Origin of the sequence: Methylobacterium sp. GXS13, assembly GCF_001455965.1 — a bacterium.
Lineage (GTDB): Bacteria > Pseudomonadota > Alphaproteobacteria > Rhizobiales > Beijerinckiaceae > Methylobacterium.
In genome coordinates this window covers 1-13,674 of the sequence record NZ_LKKO01000040.1, presented here as the reverse complement: position 1 = coordinate 13,674, position 13,674 = coordinate 1, and the positions used below count along the sequence as shown (strand labels likewise).

The 13,674-nt window shown below is 70.9% G+C and carries 15 protein-coding genes and 1 pseudogene; 10 read left to right on the top strand and 6 right to left on the bottom strand.

The window, feature by feature from the left end; all coding sequences use genetic code 11:
• Nucleotides 1-80 precede the first annotated feature (80 nt).
• Both AO398_RS15225 and AO398_RS15220 read left to right on the top strand, forming a co-directional pair.
• Complete coding sequence (locus AO398_RS15225; RefSeq protein WP_201025774.1) at nucleotides 81-953, top strand: lytic transglycosylase domain-containing protein; 873 nt, start codon at nucleotides 81-83, stop codon at nucleotides 951-953.
• 83 nt (nucleotides 954-1,036) lie between these two features.
• Nucleotides 1,037-1,939 carry an alpha/beta hydrolase gene (locus AO398_RS15220; protein ID WP_058192970.1) on the top strand — a complete coding sequence of 301 codons (903 nt, stop codon included), beginning with the start codon at nucleotides 1,037-1,039 and terminating at the stop codon, nucleotides 1,937-1,939.
• A gap of 63 nt (nucleotides 1,940-2,002) precedes the next feature.
• Here AO398_RS15220 and AO398_RS15215 read toward each other — a convergent pair whose 3' ends face one another.
• The 3 genes from AO398_RS15215 to AO398_RS15205 all read right to left on the bottom strand — a co-directional run bounded on the left by AO398_RS15215 (nucleotide 2,003) and on the right by AO398_RS15205 (nucleotide 5,551).
• The gene (locus AO398_RS15215; protein ID WP_058192969.1) at nucleotides 2,003-3,586 is read right to left on the bottom strand and encodes an ABC-F family ATP-binding cassette domain-containing protein; all 1,584 of its coding nucleotides are present in this window, start codon (nucleotides 3,584-3,586) and stop codon (nucleotides 2,003-2,005) included.
• 168 nt (nucleotides 3,587-3,754) lie between these two features.
• Nucleotides 3,755-4,375, bottom strand: a complete 621-nt coding sequence (locus AO398_RS15210; protein WP_058192968.1) for a GNAT family N-acetyltransferase — start codon at nucleotides 4,373-4,375, stop codon at nucleotides 3,755-3,757.
• A gap of 156 nt (nucleotides 4,376-4,531) precedes the next feature.
• A complete protein-coding gene (locus AO398_RS15205; protein WP_058192967.1) occupies nucleotides 4,532-5,551 on the bottom strand; it encodes an NAD(P)-dependent alcohol dehydrogenase in 1,020 nt (339 codons plus the stop codon).
• A 390-nt stretch (nucleotides 5,552-5,941) separates the two neighbouring features.
• Between AO398_RS15205 and AO398_RS15200 the strand changes: the two genes are divergently transcribed.
• Nucleotides 5,942-7,267 (top strand): O-antigen ligase, encoded by a 1,326-nt coding sequence (locus AO398_RS15200; RefSeq protein WP_058192966.1) that lies wholly within the window; start codon nucleotides 5,942-5,944, stop codon nucleotides 7,265-7,267.
• Between the two features lie 6 nt (nucleotides 7,268-7,273).
• Here AO398_RS15200 and AO398_RS15195 read toward each other — a convergent pair whose 3' ends face one another.
• The gene (locus tag AO398_RS15195; protein ID WP_058192965.1) at nucleotides 7,274-7,705 is read right to left on the bottom strand and encodes an acyl-CoA thioesterase; all 432 of its coding nucleotides are present in this window, start codon (nucleotides 7,703-7,705) and stop codon (nucleotides 7,274-7,276) included.
• Between the two features lie 59 nt (nucleotides 7,706-7,764).
• Nucleotides 7,765-9,513, bottom strand: a complete 1,749-nt coding sequence (locus AO398_RS15190; protein ID WP_058192964.1) for a PQQ-binding-like beta-propeller repeat protein — start codon at nucleotides 9,511-9,513, stop codon at nucleotides 7,765-7,767.
• 348 nt (nucleotides 9,514-9,861) lie between these two features.
• On the opposite strand from AO398_RS15190, the gene AO398_RS15185 reads away from it, so the two are divergent.
• The 4 genes from AO398_RS15185 (at nucleotide 9,862) to AO398_RS29805 (ending at nucleotide 11,020) form a co-directional block, all read left to right on the top strand.
• Nucleotides 9,862-10,161, top strand: a complete 300-nt coding sequence (locus AO398_RS15185) for a hypothetical protein (protein WP_058192963.1) — start codon at nucleotides 9,862-9,864, stop codon at nucleotides 10,159-10,161.
• Nucleotides 10,158-10,622, top strand: a complete 465-nt coding sequence (locus AO398_RS15180) for a hypothetical protein (RefSeq protein WP_058192962.1) — start codon at nucleotides 10,158-10,160, stop codon at nucleotides 10,620-10,622. The genes AO398_RS15185 and AO398_RS15180 overlap by 4 nt, the downstream gene beginning before the upstream one ends.
• Nucleotides 10,623-10,707: 85 nt before the next feature.
• On the top strand, nucleotides 10,708-10,842 hold the full coding sequence (locus AO398_RS29810; RefSeq protein ID WP_348272362.1) for a hypothetical protein: 135 nt from the start codon (nucleotides 10,708-10,710) through the stop codon (nucleotides 10,840-10,842).
• Between the two features lie 19 nt (nucleotides 10,843-10,861).
• Nucleotides 10,862-11,020 carry an addiction module antidote protein gene (locus AO398_RS29805; RefSeq protein ID WP_348272361.1) on the top strand — a complete coding sequence of 53 codons (159 nt, stop codon included), beginning with the start codon at nucleotides 10,862-10,864 and terminating at the stop codon, nucleotides 11,018-11,020.
• 4 nt (nucleotides 11,021-11,024) lie between these two features.
• On the opposite strand, the gene AO398_RS15170 is transcribed toward AO398_RS29805, so the two are convergent.
• Nucleotides 11,025-11,558, bottom strand: coding sequence for an ankyrin repeat domain-containing protein (locus tag AO398_RS15170; protein WP_058192961.1), 534 nt, complete (start codon nucleotides 11,556-11,558; stop codon nucleotides 11,025-11,027).
• A 210-nt stretch (nucleotides 11,559-11,768) separates the two neighbouring features.
• Between AO398_RS15170 and AO398_RS29420 the strand changes: the two are divergent.
• The 3 genes and pseudogenes from AO398_RS29420 (at nucleotide 11,769) to AO398_RS15155 (ending at nucleotide 13,604) form a co-directional block, all read left to right on the top strand.
• A pseudogene (locus tag AO398_RS29420) lies at nucleotides 11,769-12,374 on the top strand (flavodoxin family protein).
• Entirely contained in the window at nucleotides 12,371-13,267 is an 897-nt protein-coding gene (locus tag AO398_RS15160) for a sigma-70 family RNA polymerase sigma factor (RefSeq protein ID WP_058192960.1), read from the top strand. The pseudogene AO398_RS29420 and the gene AO398_RS15160 overlap by 4 nt, the downstream one beginning before the upstream one ends.
• Before the next feature lie 118 nt (nucleotides 13,268-13,385).
• On the top strand, nucleotides 13,386-13,604 hold the full coding sequence (locus AO398_RS15155) for a hypothetical protein (RefSeq protein ID WP_058192959.1): 219 nt from the start codon (nucleotides 13,386-13,388) through the stop codon (nucleotides 13,602-13,604).
• Nucleotides 13,605-13,674: the final 70 nt, after the last annotated feature.

The window sequence follows — 13,674 nt, the reverse complement described above, 5'->3', positions numbered from 1 at the left end:
GCCCCCCCCCAAGCGGTTGCGTGATCGCCCCCCGCCTGCGCCGCCTCGCCCTGCTCCCGCTCCTCTTCGCCGGCCCGGCCATGGCGGCCCCGTCGGAGGGCGCGACCGAGACCGTCGAGCAGGCGCTCTGCCGTCTCATCGACGACTCCGCCAAGGCGCGCGGGCTGCCGATCCCGTTCCTGACCCGGCTGATCTGGCGCGAGAGCAGCTTTCGCGTCGGCGTCGTGAGCTCGGCCGGCGCGCAAGGCATTGCGCAGTTCATGCCCGGCACGGCGCGGGAACGCGGCCTGCTCGACCCGTTCGATCCCGAGCAGGCGATCCCGCATGCCGCCCATCTGCTCGCCGACCTCAAGGCCCAGTTCGGCAATCTCGGGCTCGCGGCCGCCGCCTATAACGGCGGTGCCGGCCGGGTGAGCAAATGGCTCGCCGGTGATGGCGGCCTGCCCGCCGAGACCCGTGCCTACGTCGCCGCCCTCACCGGGACCCCGGCCGAGGATTGGCGGGGCGGCGCCGCGATCACCTATCCGGAGGGCGGGGCCCCCGCGGCGAAGGAGAAGCCCGAAGCCAAGGCGGAGTCCAAGCCCGAGGCGAAGCTTGAGGCCAAGCCCGAGGCGCCGGCGACCTGCCTGCAGGTCACCGCCAGCCTGCGCATTCCGTCCCGTGGCGACCGCTTCGCGCTGGGTCCGAACGAGGGGCCGGCGGCGCCCTGGGGCATCCAGCTCGCGGGGAATTTCTCCAAGGCGCTGGCCCTGCAGAGTTTCAACCGCGCTCGCAGCGCCTATGCCGGGGTGATCGGCGAGGCGCGGCCGATGATCATCGGCACCCGCCTGCGCAACCGCGGCACCCGGGCCTTTTACCGGATCCGCCTCCCCGCCCAGAGCCGGCAGGCCGCCGACGATCTGTGCGGCCGTATCCGCAAGGTCGGGGGCGCGTGCATCGTGCTTCGAACCTGATTTTGACCGTCCGGCCCCGCTCCCGTCATCAATCCGCCCCGAGCGGCGCGCTGAATGTGCCAATCAGGGCAACCGGACGGGATATGACACGGCTCCTCATCGCGCTTGCCAGCCTTCTCGGCCTCGGGCTCGCGGCCTACGGTTTCGCCGCCGCCTCGCCGCTGACCCTGTTCGACGCGATCGGCCCGCGCGATGCCGGTGGCCGCCTGGCGGTGCGCGACCAAGCCTTCGGCGAGGGGAAGCGGCGGCGCCTCGACGTCTACGTCCCCACGGTGGCGGCCGAGCGGGCGTCGGTGCTGGTGTTCTTCTACGGCGGCTCCTGGCAGAGCGGCTCCAAGGACGACTACGCCTTTGTCGGCCATGCGCTGGCCGCCCAGGGCTTCGTGACCGTGCTGCCGGATTACCGGCTCTACCCGGAGACGACCTTCCCGGGCTTCCTCGAGGACGGTGCCGCGGCGATCGCCTGGGTGCGCGACAACATCGCGGCCTATGGCGGCGACCCGCGCCGCATCGTCCTCGCTGGCCACTCGGCCGGGGCCTACAACGCCGTGATGCTCGGGCTCGATCCGCGCTACCTCAATGCCGCCGGGGTCGATCCCAAGGTGATCAAGGCGGTCGCCGGCCTGTCCGGCCCCTACGACTTCCTGCCGCTCGATCAGGACACCACCATCAAGGTGTTCGGGCAGGCCCCGGACCTGCCGCTGACCCAGCCGATGACCTTCGCGGGCCCGCTCTCGCCGCCGACCTTCCTGGCCACCGGCGAGGCCGACACGGTGGTGAAGCCGCGGCACACGGTGAGCCTGGCCGCCAAGCTGCGCGCCGCCCACGTGCCGGTGCAGGAGCGGGTCTATCCCGGGCTCGACCACAAGGACACGCTGCTCGCGCTGTCGGTGACCTTCCGCTCCAAGGCCCCGGAACTCGCCGAGATGGCGTCCTTCCTGATGCGCCAGGCGGCGGGGCGGTCGCAGTACACGATGCGGCGATAAGGGTTTTGCCGCCCAAGGTGGTCGCCGGCCTTCGGGGAACGACGAAGCGCAGGCCGACACCACTCAGCTTCGGACCTTGATCTCGACTGTCCGCTCGATCCCGATCGCTTCCAAGAAAGCCGGATCGTGGCTGACCACCAACAGCGCGCCGTCGTAGCCGCGCAACGCCTGCTCCAGAAGCGCCACGGACTCGATGTCGAGGTGGTTGGTCGGCTCGTCCAGGATCAGAAGCCAGGGCGCCTGCGGTCGCCCGAGGAGGCCGGCCAGCCCGGCACGCAGGCGCTCGCCGCCTGAGAGCGTGTCGACCTGCCGCTCGGCCTCACGATTGCGGAAGGCGAAGCGGGCGCAAACGGCATAGGCGTCCCGTTCGGCGAGACCTGGGTTGAGGCGGCGGACATTGGCCAGGATGCTGGCCCGGGGATCGAGCAGCCCGACATGCTGGTCGAGCAGGGCGACACGGCCCTCCGCCCGCCGCACCTGCCCCGCAACCGGCCTCAACGCGCCCGCCGCCACCTTCAGCAGGGTCGTCTTGCCCGCGCCGTTCGGGCCGCCGATCGCGACCCGCTCCGGCCCGGTGATCGCGAGCGTCCAGGGGCCGAGCGGCCCGCCGCCGGGATCGGCGACGACGCCTTCCAGGGCGAGCACCTCGGCGCCTGAGGGTAGGCCGCAGGGCGGCAGGGTGATCGTGAGCGGCGCCAGCACCTCGACCCGCGCCCGTGCCGTCTTGGTCCGAGCGGCGGCGTCGCCGATCAGCCGCTCGCCGATGGCCCGGGTGCGAGCGCCGGTCTTCTTGGCCCGCTCGGCCCGGGCGCCGAGCAGGATTTTCGGCTCCGACCCCTTGGAAGCGACGGCGCGGCCCGCGCGGTCGCGCCGTTCCTTGTCCTCGCGCTGGAGCTGGGCCGTGTCGCGCGCCTCGCGCAGCTGGGCGCCGGCCCGTTCCAATTCGGCGGCGGCGCGGGCTCGCTCGCGCTCGTGCCAGGCCGCAAAGGCGGACCAGCCGCCGCCGACGACCCGCACGCCCAGGGGCGTCAGCGCGACGATGCGGTCGACATGCTCCAGCAGCACGCGGTCGTGGCTCGCCACCAGTACACCCCCGCGCCAATCCCGCAGCAGTGCCCGGACCGCGACCCGCCCGGGCCCGTCGAGATTGTTGGTCGGCTCGTCGAGCAGGATCAGGTCGGGCGCCTCGACCAGCAGGCGCGCGATGCCGACCCGGGTGCGCTCGCCACCCGACAGGGTGCCCATCCGCCGATCGAGAGGGCATCCGGGCAGGCCGGCCTCTGCGAGGGCGGCGTCCAGGCGCGGCTCCAGGGTCCAGTCGGCGGCCTCGAGATCGTCGGCGCTGCCGTCTCCCGCCAGGACGCGCCTGAGCACGGCCAAGGGTTCGGCGACCCCCAGGGCGTCAGCGAGCGTCCATGCGTCCGGCCAGTCCTGCCGGAGCAGGCCGACCGTACCGGACCGGCGCACGGAGCCGGCGGCGGGCTCGGCAAGGCCGGCGGCGACCTGCAGGAGCGAGGACTTGCCCGAGCCGTTGCGTCCGACCAGGCCGATCCGCTCGGCGCCGAGGGAGAGGGTCAGGTCGTCGAAGAGGGTCCGGCCCTCAGGCGTGCGGAGGATGACCCCGTCGAGGGTGAGAAAGGCAGACATGGCGAGCCGGGTGCGTGGACGAGACAGGGCGACATGCGATGTTCGTCCAGTCGTTCACGGCGGCACGCTCCTCCATGGCTGCGGCGGAAGGCTAGAACCGCGGGGGCGGGTGGCGCAAGCCGGGGCCGGGCATGCCCGCCGTCCCGAGAGAGCGCCGTGGCGTTGCGGTCACGCCAGCAGCGGCACGTGCGCGGCGCAGGTCCGGGGCAGGATGCCGGTGAGCCGCGGGTCGGGTGCGATCTCGACTTCGACCGCGCAGGGCGTGAAGCCGGAGCGTCGGTAGAAGCCGAGGGCTCCGGGATGGTCGAACGTGCAGGTATGCACCCAGAACCGCCGGATCGGCCGCGACCAGGCTCGTTCGATCGCCGCATGGATCAGGGTGCGGCCGAGCCCCTGCCCGAGTGCCTCCGGGACCAGGCCCAGGAAGGCCAGCTCGCAGGTGTCCGGCTGGCGAAAGTCCAGCTCCAGCAGGCCGAGATCGGCCCCCTCCCGGCGCAAGGCCAGGATCTCTACCCGCGGGTCGTCGAGGATTGCCCGCAGCACTTCGTCCCCCAGCGTCAGGCGTGAGAACCACAGCCAATCGGCGCCGACCACCCGGTACAGCCTGCGATAGGTCTCGCCATCCGGCCGGACGAGGCGGTGCAACACCGTGCCGTCCGGAAATGGCTTTGCATCGCGCAGGGCCGGCGGCTCGACCATCTCGAGGCTGGTGACGATCGCGGCGATGTGGCCCGGCGGGACCGCCGCGAAGCCGGGGGACAGCACCGGGGCGTCAAAGTTTGAGAGCATCGGCTCGGCGGTGTGGCGACGGCGAAGCACGCCAGTCTAGAGGCGGTCCCGATCGCGGTGCAATCGGGCTCGCCCCCAAGGCCCCGGTGGGACAAGCGCGTTTGCGCCGAACCGGTATCCCCTTGGGCGGCGAGCCCTCGACCCGCTTCCCGCCGTTCAGATCTGGATGCAGATCTTGCCGAAATGGCGGTTGCTCTCCTGGTGCCGGAACGCTGCCACGAGCTCGGCCAGCGGGTAGACGCTGTCCACGATCGGCCGCAGCCCGCAGGCCTCGATGCCGCGGATCATCTCGATCTGGTGGCGACGGCTGCCGACCAGCACGCCCTGGAGCCGGATCTGGCGGATCAGCGCCGGGACCAGCGGCAGCGGCCCGGCCACCCCCGTCAGGATCCCGATCACCGAGATGTGGCCGGCGACGCGCACGGCTTCCATCGACTGTTCCAGCGTCCCCGGGCCGGCGACATCGAGCACATGGTCGACCCCGCGCCCGCCAGTCAGCCGCTTGGCGGTGGCGCCCCAGGCGGGATCGGCGCGGTAGTTGATCAGGTGGTCGGCGCCGAGGCCGCGCAGGCGCTCGAGCTTCGCGTCGCTCGACGAGGTGGCGATCACCGTCGCGCCGGCCGCCTTGGCGAATTGTAGCGCGAACAGCGAGACGCCGCCTGTGCCCTGGACCAGCACCACGTCGCCGCCCTTGAGCCCGGCATCGGCGTGAAGCGCCCGCCACGCGGTGAGCGCCGCCGTGGTCAGCGTCGCCGCCTCGGCATGGTCCCAGCCCCGGGGCGCGTGGGTGAAAGCGGTGGCCGGCACCGTCACCTGCTCGCGGGCGTAGCCGTCGATTCCGTCGCCTGGCACCGTGGCGAAGCCCTCGACCTGCGGCGTGCCTTCGAGCCAGGTCGGGAAGAACGTGCTGACCACCCGGTCTCCGATCGCGAACCCGTCCACCCCGGGGCCGACCGCCTCGACCTCGCCGGCGCCATCGGACATCGGCACCCGCGGCTCGCTCGGCCCCCAGAGGCCGCTGACCACGGCGTAGTCGTGATAGTTGAGCGAGCTCGCTCGCAGGCGCACGGTGATCGCGCCGGGGCCCGGCTCCGGGACGGGCCGCTCGCCGAATGTCACCGTGTCGAAGCCGCCGCCGGGCTGGACGATGACGGCCCGGGATGCCGATTGGGTCATGGTGCACCTGTTGACTGCGCGGGCCGATCGTACCGCAACGCGAGCCGGCCCGCTCCGGAGCGTCTGTAGACGCAAAGCCGCCGCGATGGTTGCACGCTGCGCGTGGACCCCACCGTCATTGCGAGCGCAGCGAAGCAACCTAGGGATACGCTGTGGTTTGAGAACGCGCGCTGCCCTGGGTTGCTTCGCTGCGCTCGCAATGACGAGGTGAACCAGTCGGCATTCGCGCAGCACCCAAACCTGCGGGACGCATGGCATTTCCCGACCTGACCAACCCGCTAAGGTTATCGTCAGATCCACGGGTGCAACCACCGGCCGACCCATCGCCCCGGCGACCACACCCGCTACAATGGGCAGCGCCGCAACACGCGGCCCCTGCGGTGGAACGGCATGGCTTCGGCGGACGCGGCGATCGGGATCCCGGCCGAGAGGACTGAGCACGGCGCGGCCGGGCGCGACGTGCCGGACGTCCTGCGCGTGCTCCTGAACGGGGCGGTGTTCGTCCTGCTGTGGAACCACGTCTGGCTCAAGGACCTGTCCGACCGGTCGTCCCTGGCGGCCTCCGAGGACGGCAGCCTGCTGACCCAGGTGCTGTTCGTGGCGGCGGGGCTCGGCATGGCGGCGGCGCTCCACCGGATCGGTTTCCGCCATCTGCGCCCGCTGATGACCCGGCCGCTGATCCTCTGCGGCGCCTGGCTCGGGCTGACCGCCCTGATGTCGGTGGAGCCCAGCCTGTCGCTGCGGCGGCTGGCGCTGTTCGCCATCGCGGCGATGCTGTCCGCCGGCGTGCTGCTGGTCGCCCGGTCGCCGCGCCAGCTGGCGCTGACGCTCGCCGGCTCCGCCCTGGTCATCCTGGTTTCTTCGTACCTGGCGGTGGCGCTGGTGCCGGACCTGGCGATCCACTCGGCCTTCGACGTGAACTCCGATCCGAGCCATCCGGGCCTGTGGCGGGGCATCTTCCCGCAGAAGAACGAGGCCGGGGCCGCCATGGTGATCCTGGTGATCGTCGGACTCTACGTCGGCTCCGCGGCGAGCCGCTGGCTCGGCTGGACGATCGTTGCGCTGGCGGTCGGCCTGCTGGTGGCGAGCGGCTCCAAGACCGCGATCCTGCTCCTGCCGGTGATCCTCGCGATCACAAGCCTGTGCCGGATCTTCACCGGCGGGGGCATGCGCGGCCTCCTGCTGCTCGGGCCGATCGTCGGGTTCTCGCTGATCTCGATCGGCTCGGTCCTGGTCCCGGCGATCCAGGACGCGATCGGCGCGCTGCTCACCGACGCGACCTTCACGGGCCGCAGCGAGATCTGGCAGTTCGCCCTCGACAACATCATGGTCCGCCCCTGGCGGGGCTGGGGCATCGGCGCCTTCTGGATGACCGAGCGGACCATGTATGGCGGCTCCGAGGAACTGACCTGGGTCAACACCGCCAACCACTCGCACAACGCCTATCTCGACACGGCGCTGATCGGCGGCTTCCCGTTCCTGGTGCTTACCCTCTGGGCCTTCGTGCTGGCGCCGGTGCGCGACCTGCAACGCAGCACCGGCGGCCGGCGGCTCGACGCGGAGACGCTGCTGTTCCTGCGCCTGTGGTTCCTGGGTCTGGTCTCGGCCTCGTTCGAGACGGTGCTCTACAACGGCAACAACGCCACCTGCTGCATGTTCATGATGGCGGTGTTCGGGCTGCGCCTGCGGACGCGCTACGCGATCGCGCGGGGGTGAGCCGGATCAGACCCCGCCCGCCTCCGGCGGCACCGGCCGCGGCCGGCGGTCCTCGCCGATCGCCACGAAGGTGAAGGTCGCCTCGGTGACCTTCATGGTGGTCTCGCTCGCCCGCTCCCGTCGCCAGACCTCGACCTGGATGCGCAGGGACGAGCGCCCGACCTTGATGAGCCAGGCGTAGAGGCTGACCTCGTCGCCCACGAAGACCGGGTGGTGGAAGGTGATCGCATCGACCGCGATGGTGGCGCAGCGCCCGCGCGAGCGCCGGGCCGCGACGTTGCCGGCGGCCAGATCCATCTGGGCCATCAGCCAGCCGCCGAAGATGTCGCCCGCCGGGTTGGTGTCGGCGGGCATCGCGATGGTGCGGATCACCGGCGCCCCGCGATGGCTCGGCTGCGCGTCCGCAGCCGCGCCGTCCCTGCCCTGCTCGTGCGTCATGGTCCGGTCGAATCCCCACCGCCAAAGACTGGAACTCCTCCAGCCAAGCTCGACGGGCGTCAATCGGGCAGCGCGAAGACCAGCAGTGCGTCGCCGGTGCCGAACCCGGCGGCCTTGGTGAAGGACGCGCCGCCCGCGGCGACCGCAAGGTACTGCTTGCCGTCGAGCGCGTAGGTCATGGCCGGCCCGCTGATGCCGGCGCCGCACTGGAAGCGCCAGAGCAATGTGCCGTCGCTGGAATCGTGGGCGTCGAGATGGCCGTCCTCCTCGCCGGAGAAGACCAGGCCGCCGGCGGTGGCGAGCGTCCCTCCCGAGAGCCGGCTGCCGGCGCGTATCGTCCAGGCGATCTTGCCGCCGTCCGCGAGGTCGACCGCCGTGAGGGTGCTGAAGGACGGCTCGCCCTTGGCCTCGCCGGTCTCGGTGTAGCGGATCTCGGGCCTGTCCCCGGCGGCCGGGACGGTCTTGACCGTGTAGGTCGTCGCCCCGTGGCGGACCTGCACGTAGGCCAGGCGTCCGTCATAGGCGGTGGGCGGCCACGATACGGCGCCGAGCGGCCCGGGCGCCACCACGGTGCCCTGCGGGGTCGGCGGCGCGAACAGGTTCTTCTGCTCGATCAGCGGGGCCGAGCGTTCGAGCAGCGCCCCCGTCGCGCGGTCGTGGACGTAGATCCAGCCGGTCTTGCTCGCCGAGGCCACGGCCTTGGCGCCGTTCGGCCCATCGAGCAGGAACGGCGGCGCGGCGACGTCGTAGCCCCATTCGTCATGCGGCACCTGCTGGGAATACCAGCGCAGCTGCCCGGTGTGCACGTCGAGGGCCACGAGGCACATCGTGTAGAGGTTGTCCCCCGGGCGCGAGAGGCCGAAATTCTGCGGCGCCGGGTTGCCGGTGCCCAAGAAGATCAGGCCGAGATCCGGGTCGTAGGCCGGGGTCATCCAGAGGGAGCCGCCGCCGACCCGCCAGGCCTCGCGATTGGCCGGCGCCGCCGCCTTCTCGGCGGCGATGTCCCGCTGGAGCGGCACGCCGTCCACGGTCTGCGCGACGAAGCCGCCCTCCCAGCCCTCGGACGGGGTGACGTACCAGCGCCAGCGCTCCTCCCCGGTTTTGGCATCGTAGGCGGCGAGCCAGCCGCGGCGTCCGTAGCCGCCCTCGATCCCGACCACGGCGCCGCCATCGAGCCCGCCGGCCTCGTCCTCGATATGCAGGCCGTAGCCCGCCCCGGTGACCCCGACGATCACCAGCCCCTCGGCCACCAGGGGCGGCATCTTGAAGCCGAGCCGGCTCGAGCCCTGCACTGGCTTGCCGCCGAGCTTGCCCGCGAGATCCGAGGCGGTCTCGCTCTCGCCCTCCTCCGGGCGCACCGCCTCCTTGTCCCAGACCACCCGCCCGGTCTTAGCGTCGAGCGCGATCAGGCGCCCGTCCATGGTCGCCTCGAACACGAGGCCGTCCGAGACCGCGACCCCGCGGTTGGAGGGCGGGCCGAAAATCTTTTCCGTGCGCGGCTTATGCGCGTAGGTCCAGAGCGGCCGACCCGTGCGGGCATCGAGCGCCGCGACGTTGTTCTGAGTCGTCGAAACGTAGAGCGTGCCATCGACCATCACCGGCTGCGCCTGGAAATAGCCGGTCACCCCGGTCTGGAACAGAAAGGCGGCCCGCAGGCGGCCGACGCTGGCCCGGTCGATCTGGGTCAGGTCGGAGAAGTTGCGGTTGCTGTGGTCGTGACCGAAGGCCGGCCACGGGGTCTCGGCGGCGATGGCCGGGAGAGGTAGGAACGTCGCGAGGGCGATCAGCGCGGGGCGGAGTCCGGTCATGGGCGGCACGGCGTTTCCTTCTTATGTGTCGTTTCTCTAGTCATTCACGCGCTTGGCACGCGAACACAATGCGCGGCCTCCTAAACCCGCAGAGCCATCGCCATCCCGGGCGGGGTCGAACGGCGCCCATGCCTCTGGCTCGTCTTCGCATTGCAGTCGTCGCGCCGAGTTTCCATCCTCGATCGGATCGCCTGGAAAGCTTCGGACGACAGACCGGCTCGACGTCTCGGATTCATCATCCCATTGGGACAGCGATCGACGACCCGCACCGGCATCTATGCTAAGATCATCTTTGGCCCGATGTCTGTTTCGAACGTGGATCGTCCTCATGCGCGGTAGGGCACGGACATGATCGGTACTGAAATCTCCCCGACGCTACAGGCTGCGATCGAAGCCGTCATTCGACAGGAGCTTGGCCGTTTTGGTGTCAGCGAGGTCGAGGTGATCGACTCCGAGGATGCCGATGGGGACCCCGTCATCCTCGTCAACGTCCATTATCGGGATCCCGAAGCCGAGCCGGATTTCAAGGTGGCCTCCGGGGCGCTCACGAAGCTCAACGACAAGCTGTTTGAACTGAAAGAGCCGCGCTTTGCCTACCTTAGGCACAAGGTGCCGGAGGCCATGCCCGAGTCGCGCGGCCGGCGGTGAGCCGAGAGCTCCTTGGGACTGCTCGGCGACTGGCGCGGGCGAATCCCGGCAAGCCGCGGCAGTCGGATCTCAAGCGCGCGATCAGCACGGCTTATTACGCGCTCTTCCACGCGCTCGCAAAAGACTGTGCGGATCGGCTTGTCGGCACGGGGCGGGACCGTCCCGACAAGGCATGGCGGCACACGTATCGCGCCCTGAATCACGGGGACGTCAAGAATGCCTGCAAACAGCTGCGCAGTCTTGGGTTCCCAACCGAGTTGATCCAGGTCGGCGACATCTTTCAGGGGCTGATGGTGCAGCGGCACAGTGCGGACTATGACCCGACGCATCGCGTGACCCGTGCCGATGCCCTCGCGGTTATCGCGCTGGCCGAAGAGGGTATCGCAAAGCTCGGGTCTGCGACTGTCAGGGATCGCGTGGCGTTGGCGATCCAGCTGCTCTTGAAGCAAAGGTCGGCCTGACCCTTGGCGAGCTCGATCGAACGGCGAACGCGTTCGTTGCGATCCAGTTCTAGGAACGCGCGCTGACGGTTTGAGGAGGACGCCTATGGCCGGTTCCGAGACATCCACCCGGCCCTTCGACGTGGCGATGTATCTGCGTACGCCGGAGGATGCCGCCGCCTACCTGTCCGCCGCCCTGGAGGAGAACGATCCCGCCGCTTTCCGCCGGGCCTATGGGTGACGTGGCGCGGGGCCGAAGCATGGCGGCCGTTGCCGATGCCAGCGGCCTCGGCCGCGAGAGCCTGTACAAGGCGCTCTCGCGGAGCGGGAATCCGAGCCTCGACACGGTTCAGCGCGTGGTCTCGGCCCTCGGCCTGACCCTCGCGGTCGTCCCGGCAGCGTCGGCCGACAATCGCTGACCCCTCACCCCGCCTTCCGCGCCGCCGCGTCGAGCGGGTCCGGGGTCGCCTGGGCGCCCATGGCCCGGGCCATGTCGGCGGCGCTCTGGCCGGCGGCGTCGCGGTGATCCGGGTCGGCGCCGTGCTTGAGCAATAGCGTCACCATCTCGGTGCGGTCGAACATCGCCGCGGTCATCAGGGCCGTGCGGGTGCCGTCGCCGGTGCCGTCCACGGCGGCGCCGTGCTGGAGCAGCAGCCGGGCGACGGCGAGGTCGTTCTTGAAGGCGGCGCCGGCCAGCGGGGTCTGGCCGCGGTCGTTGGCGAGTTCCGGGTCGCCGCCGGCTTCCAGGATCACCCGGGTCGCTTCCGCCTGACCGTTATAGGCCGCGAGCATCAGCAGGCTGTCGCCCTTGTCGTTGCGAAGGTTCGCCGGAAGGCCCTGGCCGAACAGCTCGGCCAGCTCGTCGGCATGGCCCATCCGGGCGAACTGGAAGATCCGGCCCGCAAAGGCCAGGGTTTCGTCGTCGAGGACCGGGGGCGTGCTCGTCTCGGGGTTCATCGTCGCTCGCGTGGTTCGATCTCGGGCTGATCTGGGACGGCAAGCCGGCCCTGTCCAGCATCGCGAAAAACGCTTCCCGGGATGCAGGGTTGCGGACACCGAGCGCGGTGTCACATCGGGGCCCCCATCCTTGTCATGTCATCGGCACCGCGACTGACAGGGGGAACGATGGCCGATATGACCGTGCGTGAGCGCGCAATGGACCGGGCGATGGGATTGGGTCCCATCCGTATCGCGATCGTGTTCCACTCCGGCTACGGCCACACCGCGCGGCAGGCCGAGGCCGTGGCGGAGGGCGTGCGGCTGGTCGACGGTGCCGACGCCGTGCTGCTGCCTGTCGAAGAGGTGGAACGGTCCTGGGCGGTTCTTGAGGCCGCACCGGCCATCATCTTCGGCGCGCCGACCTATGTGGCCGGGCCATCCGCGGCGTTCAAAGCGTTCCAGGAATCGAGTTCGAACGCTATGATGGCTAAGGGCTATCTGTGAACGAACAAGATCGCCGCCGGGTTCACCAATTCCGGCGCGATGGCCGGCGACAAGCTGGCGACGCTCATCCAGATGGCGCTGTTCGCGGCGCAGCACGGCATGCACTGGGTCAGCCTCGACCTTCCGCCGGCAAATTGTTCGACCCTCGGATCGGAGCAGGATCTGAACCGGCTCGGCTGCTGGCTCGGTGCCGCGGCGCAGTGGAACACGGACGAGGGTCCCGACCGCGCACCGCCGGAGGCCGATCGCGCGACCGCGCGCCATCTCGGCCGGCGCGTGGCGCAGGTCACGGGCCACTTCGTGCGCGGCCGGGAGACGCTGAGCCTGTGACCCCCTCGTGCAACGGGGCCGCCGTCCCCGAAACTGGCTTCCGGGAATCGCGTCCGGGCCTGATCCGGCTGGCCTACCGCATGCTGGGTTCGCTGGCCGATGCGGAAGACGTGGTGCAGGACGCTTACGCCCGCTGGTTAGCCGCCGATCGGGCGGTGGTGCGGGAGCCAGCCGCGTTCCTGCGGATCGTGGTTACGCGCCTCTGCCTTAACCAGCTGAAATCAGCTCGTCGCCGGCGGGAGACCTATCTCGGGCCGTGGCTGCCCGAGCCGATCTTCGATCCCGACGAGCCGGAGGATCTCGACGACATCACCTTGCCGCTGATGATCGCGCTGGAGCGCCTGTCGCCGCTGGAGCGGGCGGCGTTCCTGCTGCACGATGTGTTCGGCATGCCGTTTCCGGAGGTAGCCGCGGCGATCGGGCGGGAGGACGCGGCGTGCCGCAAGCTCGCCAGCCGCGCCCGCGCGAATCTCCGGGAGGCCAGGCCGCGCTTCACGGTCTCCCGGGAGGACGGCTTGAAGATCGCCGCCGCGTTCTTCGCCGCCTCGCGCAGCGGCGACCTGGGGGCGCTGCGCACCCTGCTCGCCGACGACGTCGTCGCCACGGCCGATGGCGGCGGCAAGGTTCCCGCATCGCCGGAGCCGCTGGTCGGGCAGGATGCGGTCATCGCACGCCACGCGGCCATGGCCGGGGAGTTCGGCCTGAACCCGTCGCAGCTCGTGCGCTACGCCGTCATCGACGGAGTGCCGGGTTTCGTCACCGTGGAGGCGGGGGGCCTCGTCCAGACGACGGCCCTGCACGTTCAGGAGGGCAAGGTCGTCGCCATCTACGTCGTGCGCAATCCGGACAAGACCGGGCGGGTTCTGCGCGAGGGGGCGTCGCGATGCGCATGAGGGCCGAGCCGGGCCGGTGCGGCAGTGACGCCCAGCACCCGCGGGAACACTTTCGCCCGCGTGGCCGTTGCAGCCGCCACCCGGGCCATCATGGCTCGACGCCGCCGGAGCGACGACCATGCCGCGCCCCTATGAGCCCTTCGCCGATGCCCTGCGCATCGCCCGCGAGATCGTTCGCGACCGGGTCGGCGCGGTGACGCGGGCGGCCGTCCAGGCGGATCCCCACGCCTATGACGAGGCCTGCAACGCCCTCGCCCTCCGGATTGCCGAGGCGCTCGTGGACGAGGGCGAGGCGGTGGCGAGCCGCTACGCCGGCCGGGGCGACCGGGCCGCCTGACCGAGGCGGGGCGGCCCCGCCTGGGGGCCGCCCCCCCCCCGTATTTTGGCTTCTTGCCGCCCCGGCCCCG

What these genes read in the sequence shown, in the direction of transcription:
- AO398_RS15155 (WP_058192959.1), top strand. Translation starts at nt 13,386, where the DNA reads ATGCCGCGCCCCTATGAGCCCTTCGCCGATGCCCTGCGCATCGCCCGC.
- AO398_RS15225 (WP_201025774.1), top strand. Translation starts at nt 81, where the DNA reads ATGGCGGCCCCGTCGGAGGGCGCGACCGAGACCGTCGAGCAGGCGCTC.
- AO398_RS15190 (WP_058192964.1), bottom strand. Translation starts at nt 9,513, where the DNA reads ATGACCGGACTCCGCCCCGCGCTGATCGCCCTCGCGACGTTCCTACCT.
- AO398_RS29805 (WP_348272361.1), top strand. Translation starts at nt 10,862, where the DNA reads ATGGCGGCCGTTGCCGATGCCAGCGGCCTCGGCCGCGAGAGCCTGTAC.
- AO398_RS15185 (WP_058192963.1), top strand. Translation starts at nt 9,862, where the DNA reads ATGATCGGTACTGAAATCTCCCCGACGCTACAGGCTGCGATCGAAGCC.
- AO398_RS29810 (WP_348272362.1), top strand. Translation starts at nt 10,708, where the DNA reads ATGGCCGGTTCCGAGACATCCACCCGGCCCTTCGACGTGGCGATGTAT.
- AO398_RS15215 (WP_058192969.1), bottom strand. Translation starts at nt 3,586, where the DNA reads ATGTCTGCCTTTCTCACCCTCGACGGGGTCATCCTCCGCACGCCTGAG.
- AO398_RS15195 (WP_058192965.1), bottom strand. Translation starts at nt 7,705, where the DNA reads ATGACGCACGAGCAGGGCAGGGACGGCGCGGCTGCGGACGCGCAGCCG.
- AO398_RS15210 (WP_058192968.1), bottom strand. Translation starts at nt 4,375, where the DNA reads ATGCTCTCAAACTTTGACGCCCCGGTGCTGTCCCCCGGCTTCGCGGCG.
- AO398_RS15170 (WP_058192961.1), bottom strand. Translation starts at nt 11,558, where the DNA reads ATGAACCCCGAGACGAGCACGCCCCCGGTCCTCGACGACGAAACCCTG.
- AO398_RS15200 (WP_058192966.1), top strand. Translation starts at nt 5,942, where the DNA reads ATGGCTTCGGCGGACGCGGCGATCGGGATCCCGGCCGAGAGGACTGAG.
- AO398_RS15205 (WP_058192967.1), bottom strand. Translation starts at nt 5,551, where the DNA reads ATGACCCAATCGGCATCCCGGGCCGTCATCGTCCAGCCCGGCGGCGGC.
- AO398_RS15220 (WP_058192970.1), top strand. Translation starts at nt 1,037, where the DNA reads ATGACACGGCTCCTCATCGCGCTTGCCAGCCTTCTCGGCCTCGGGCTC.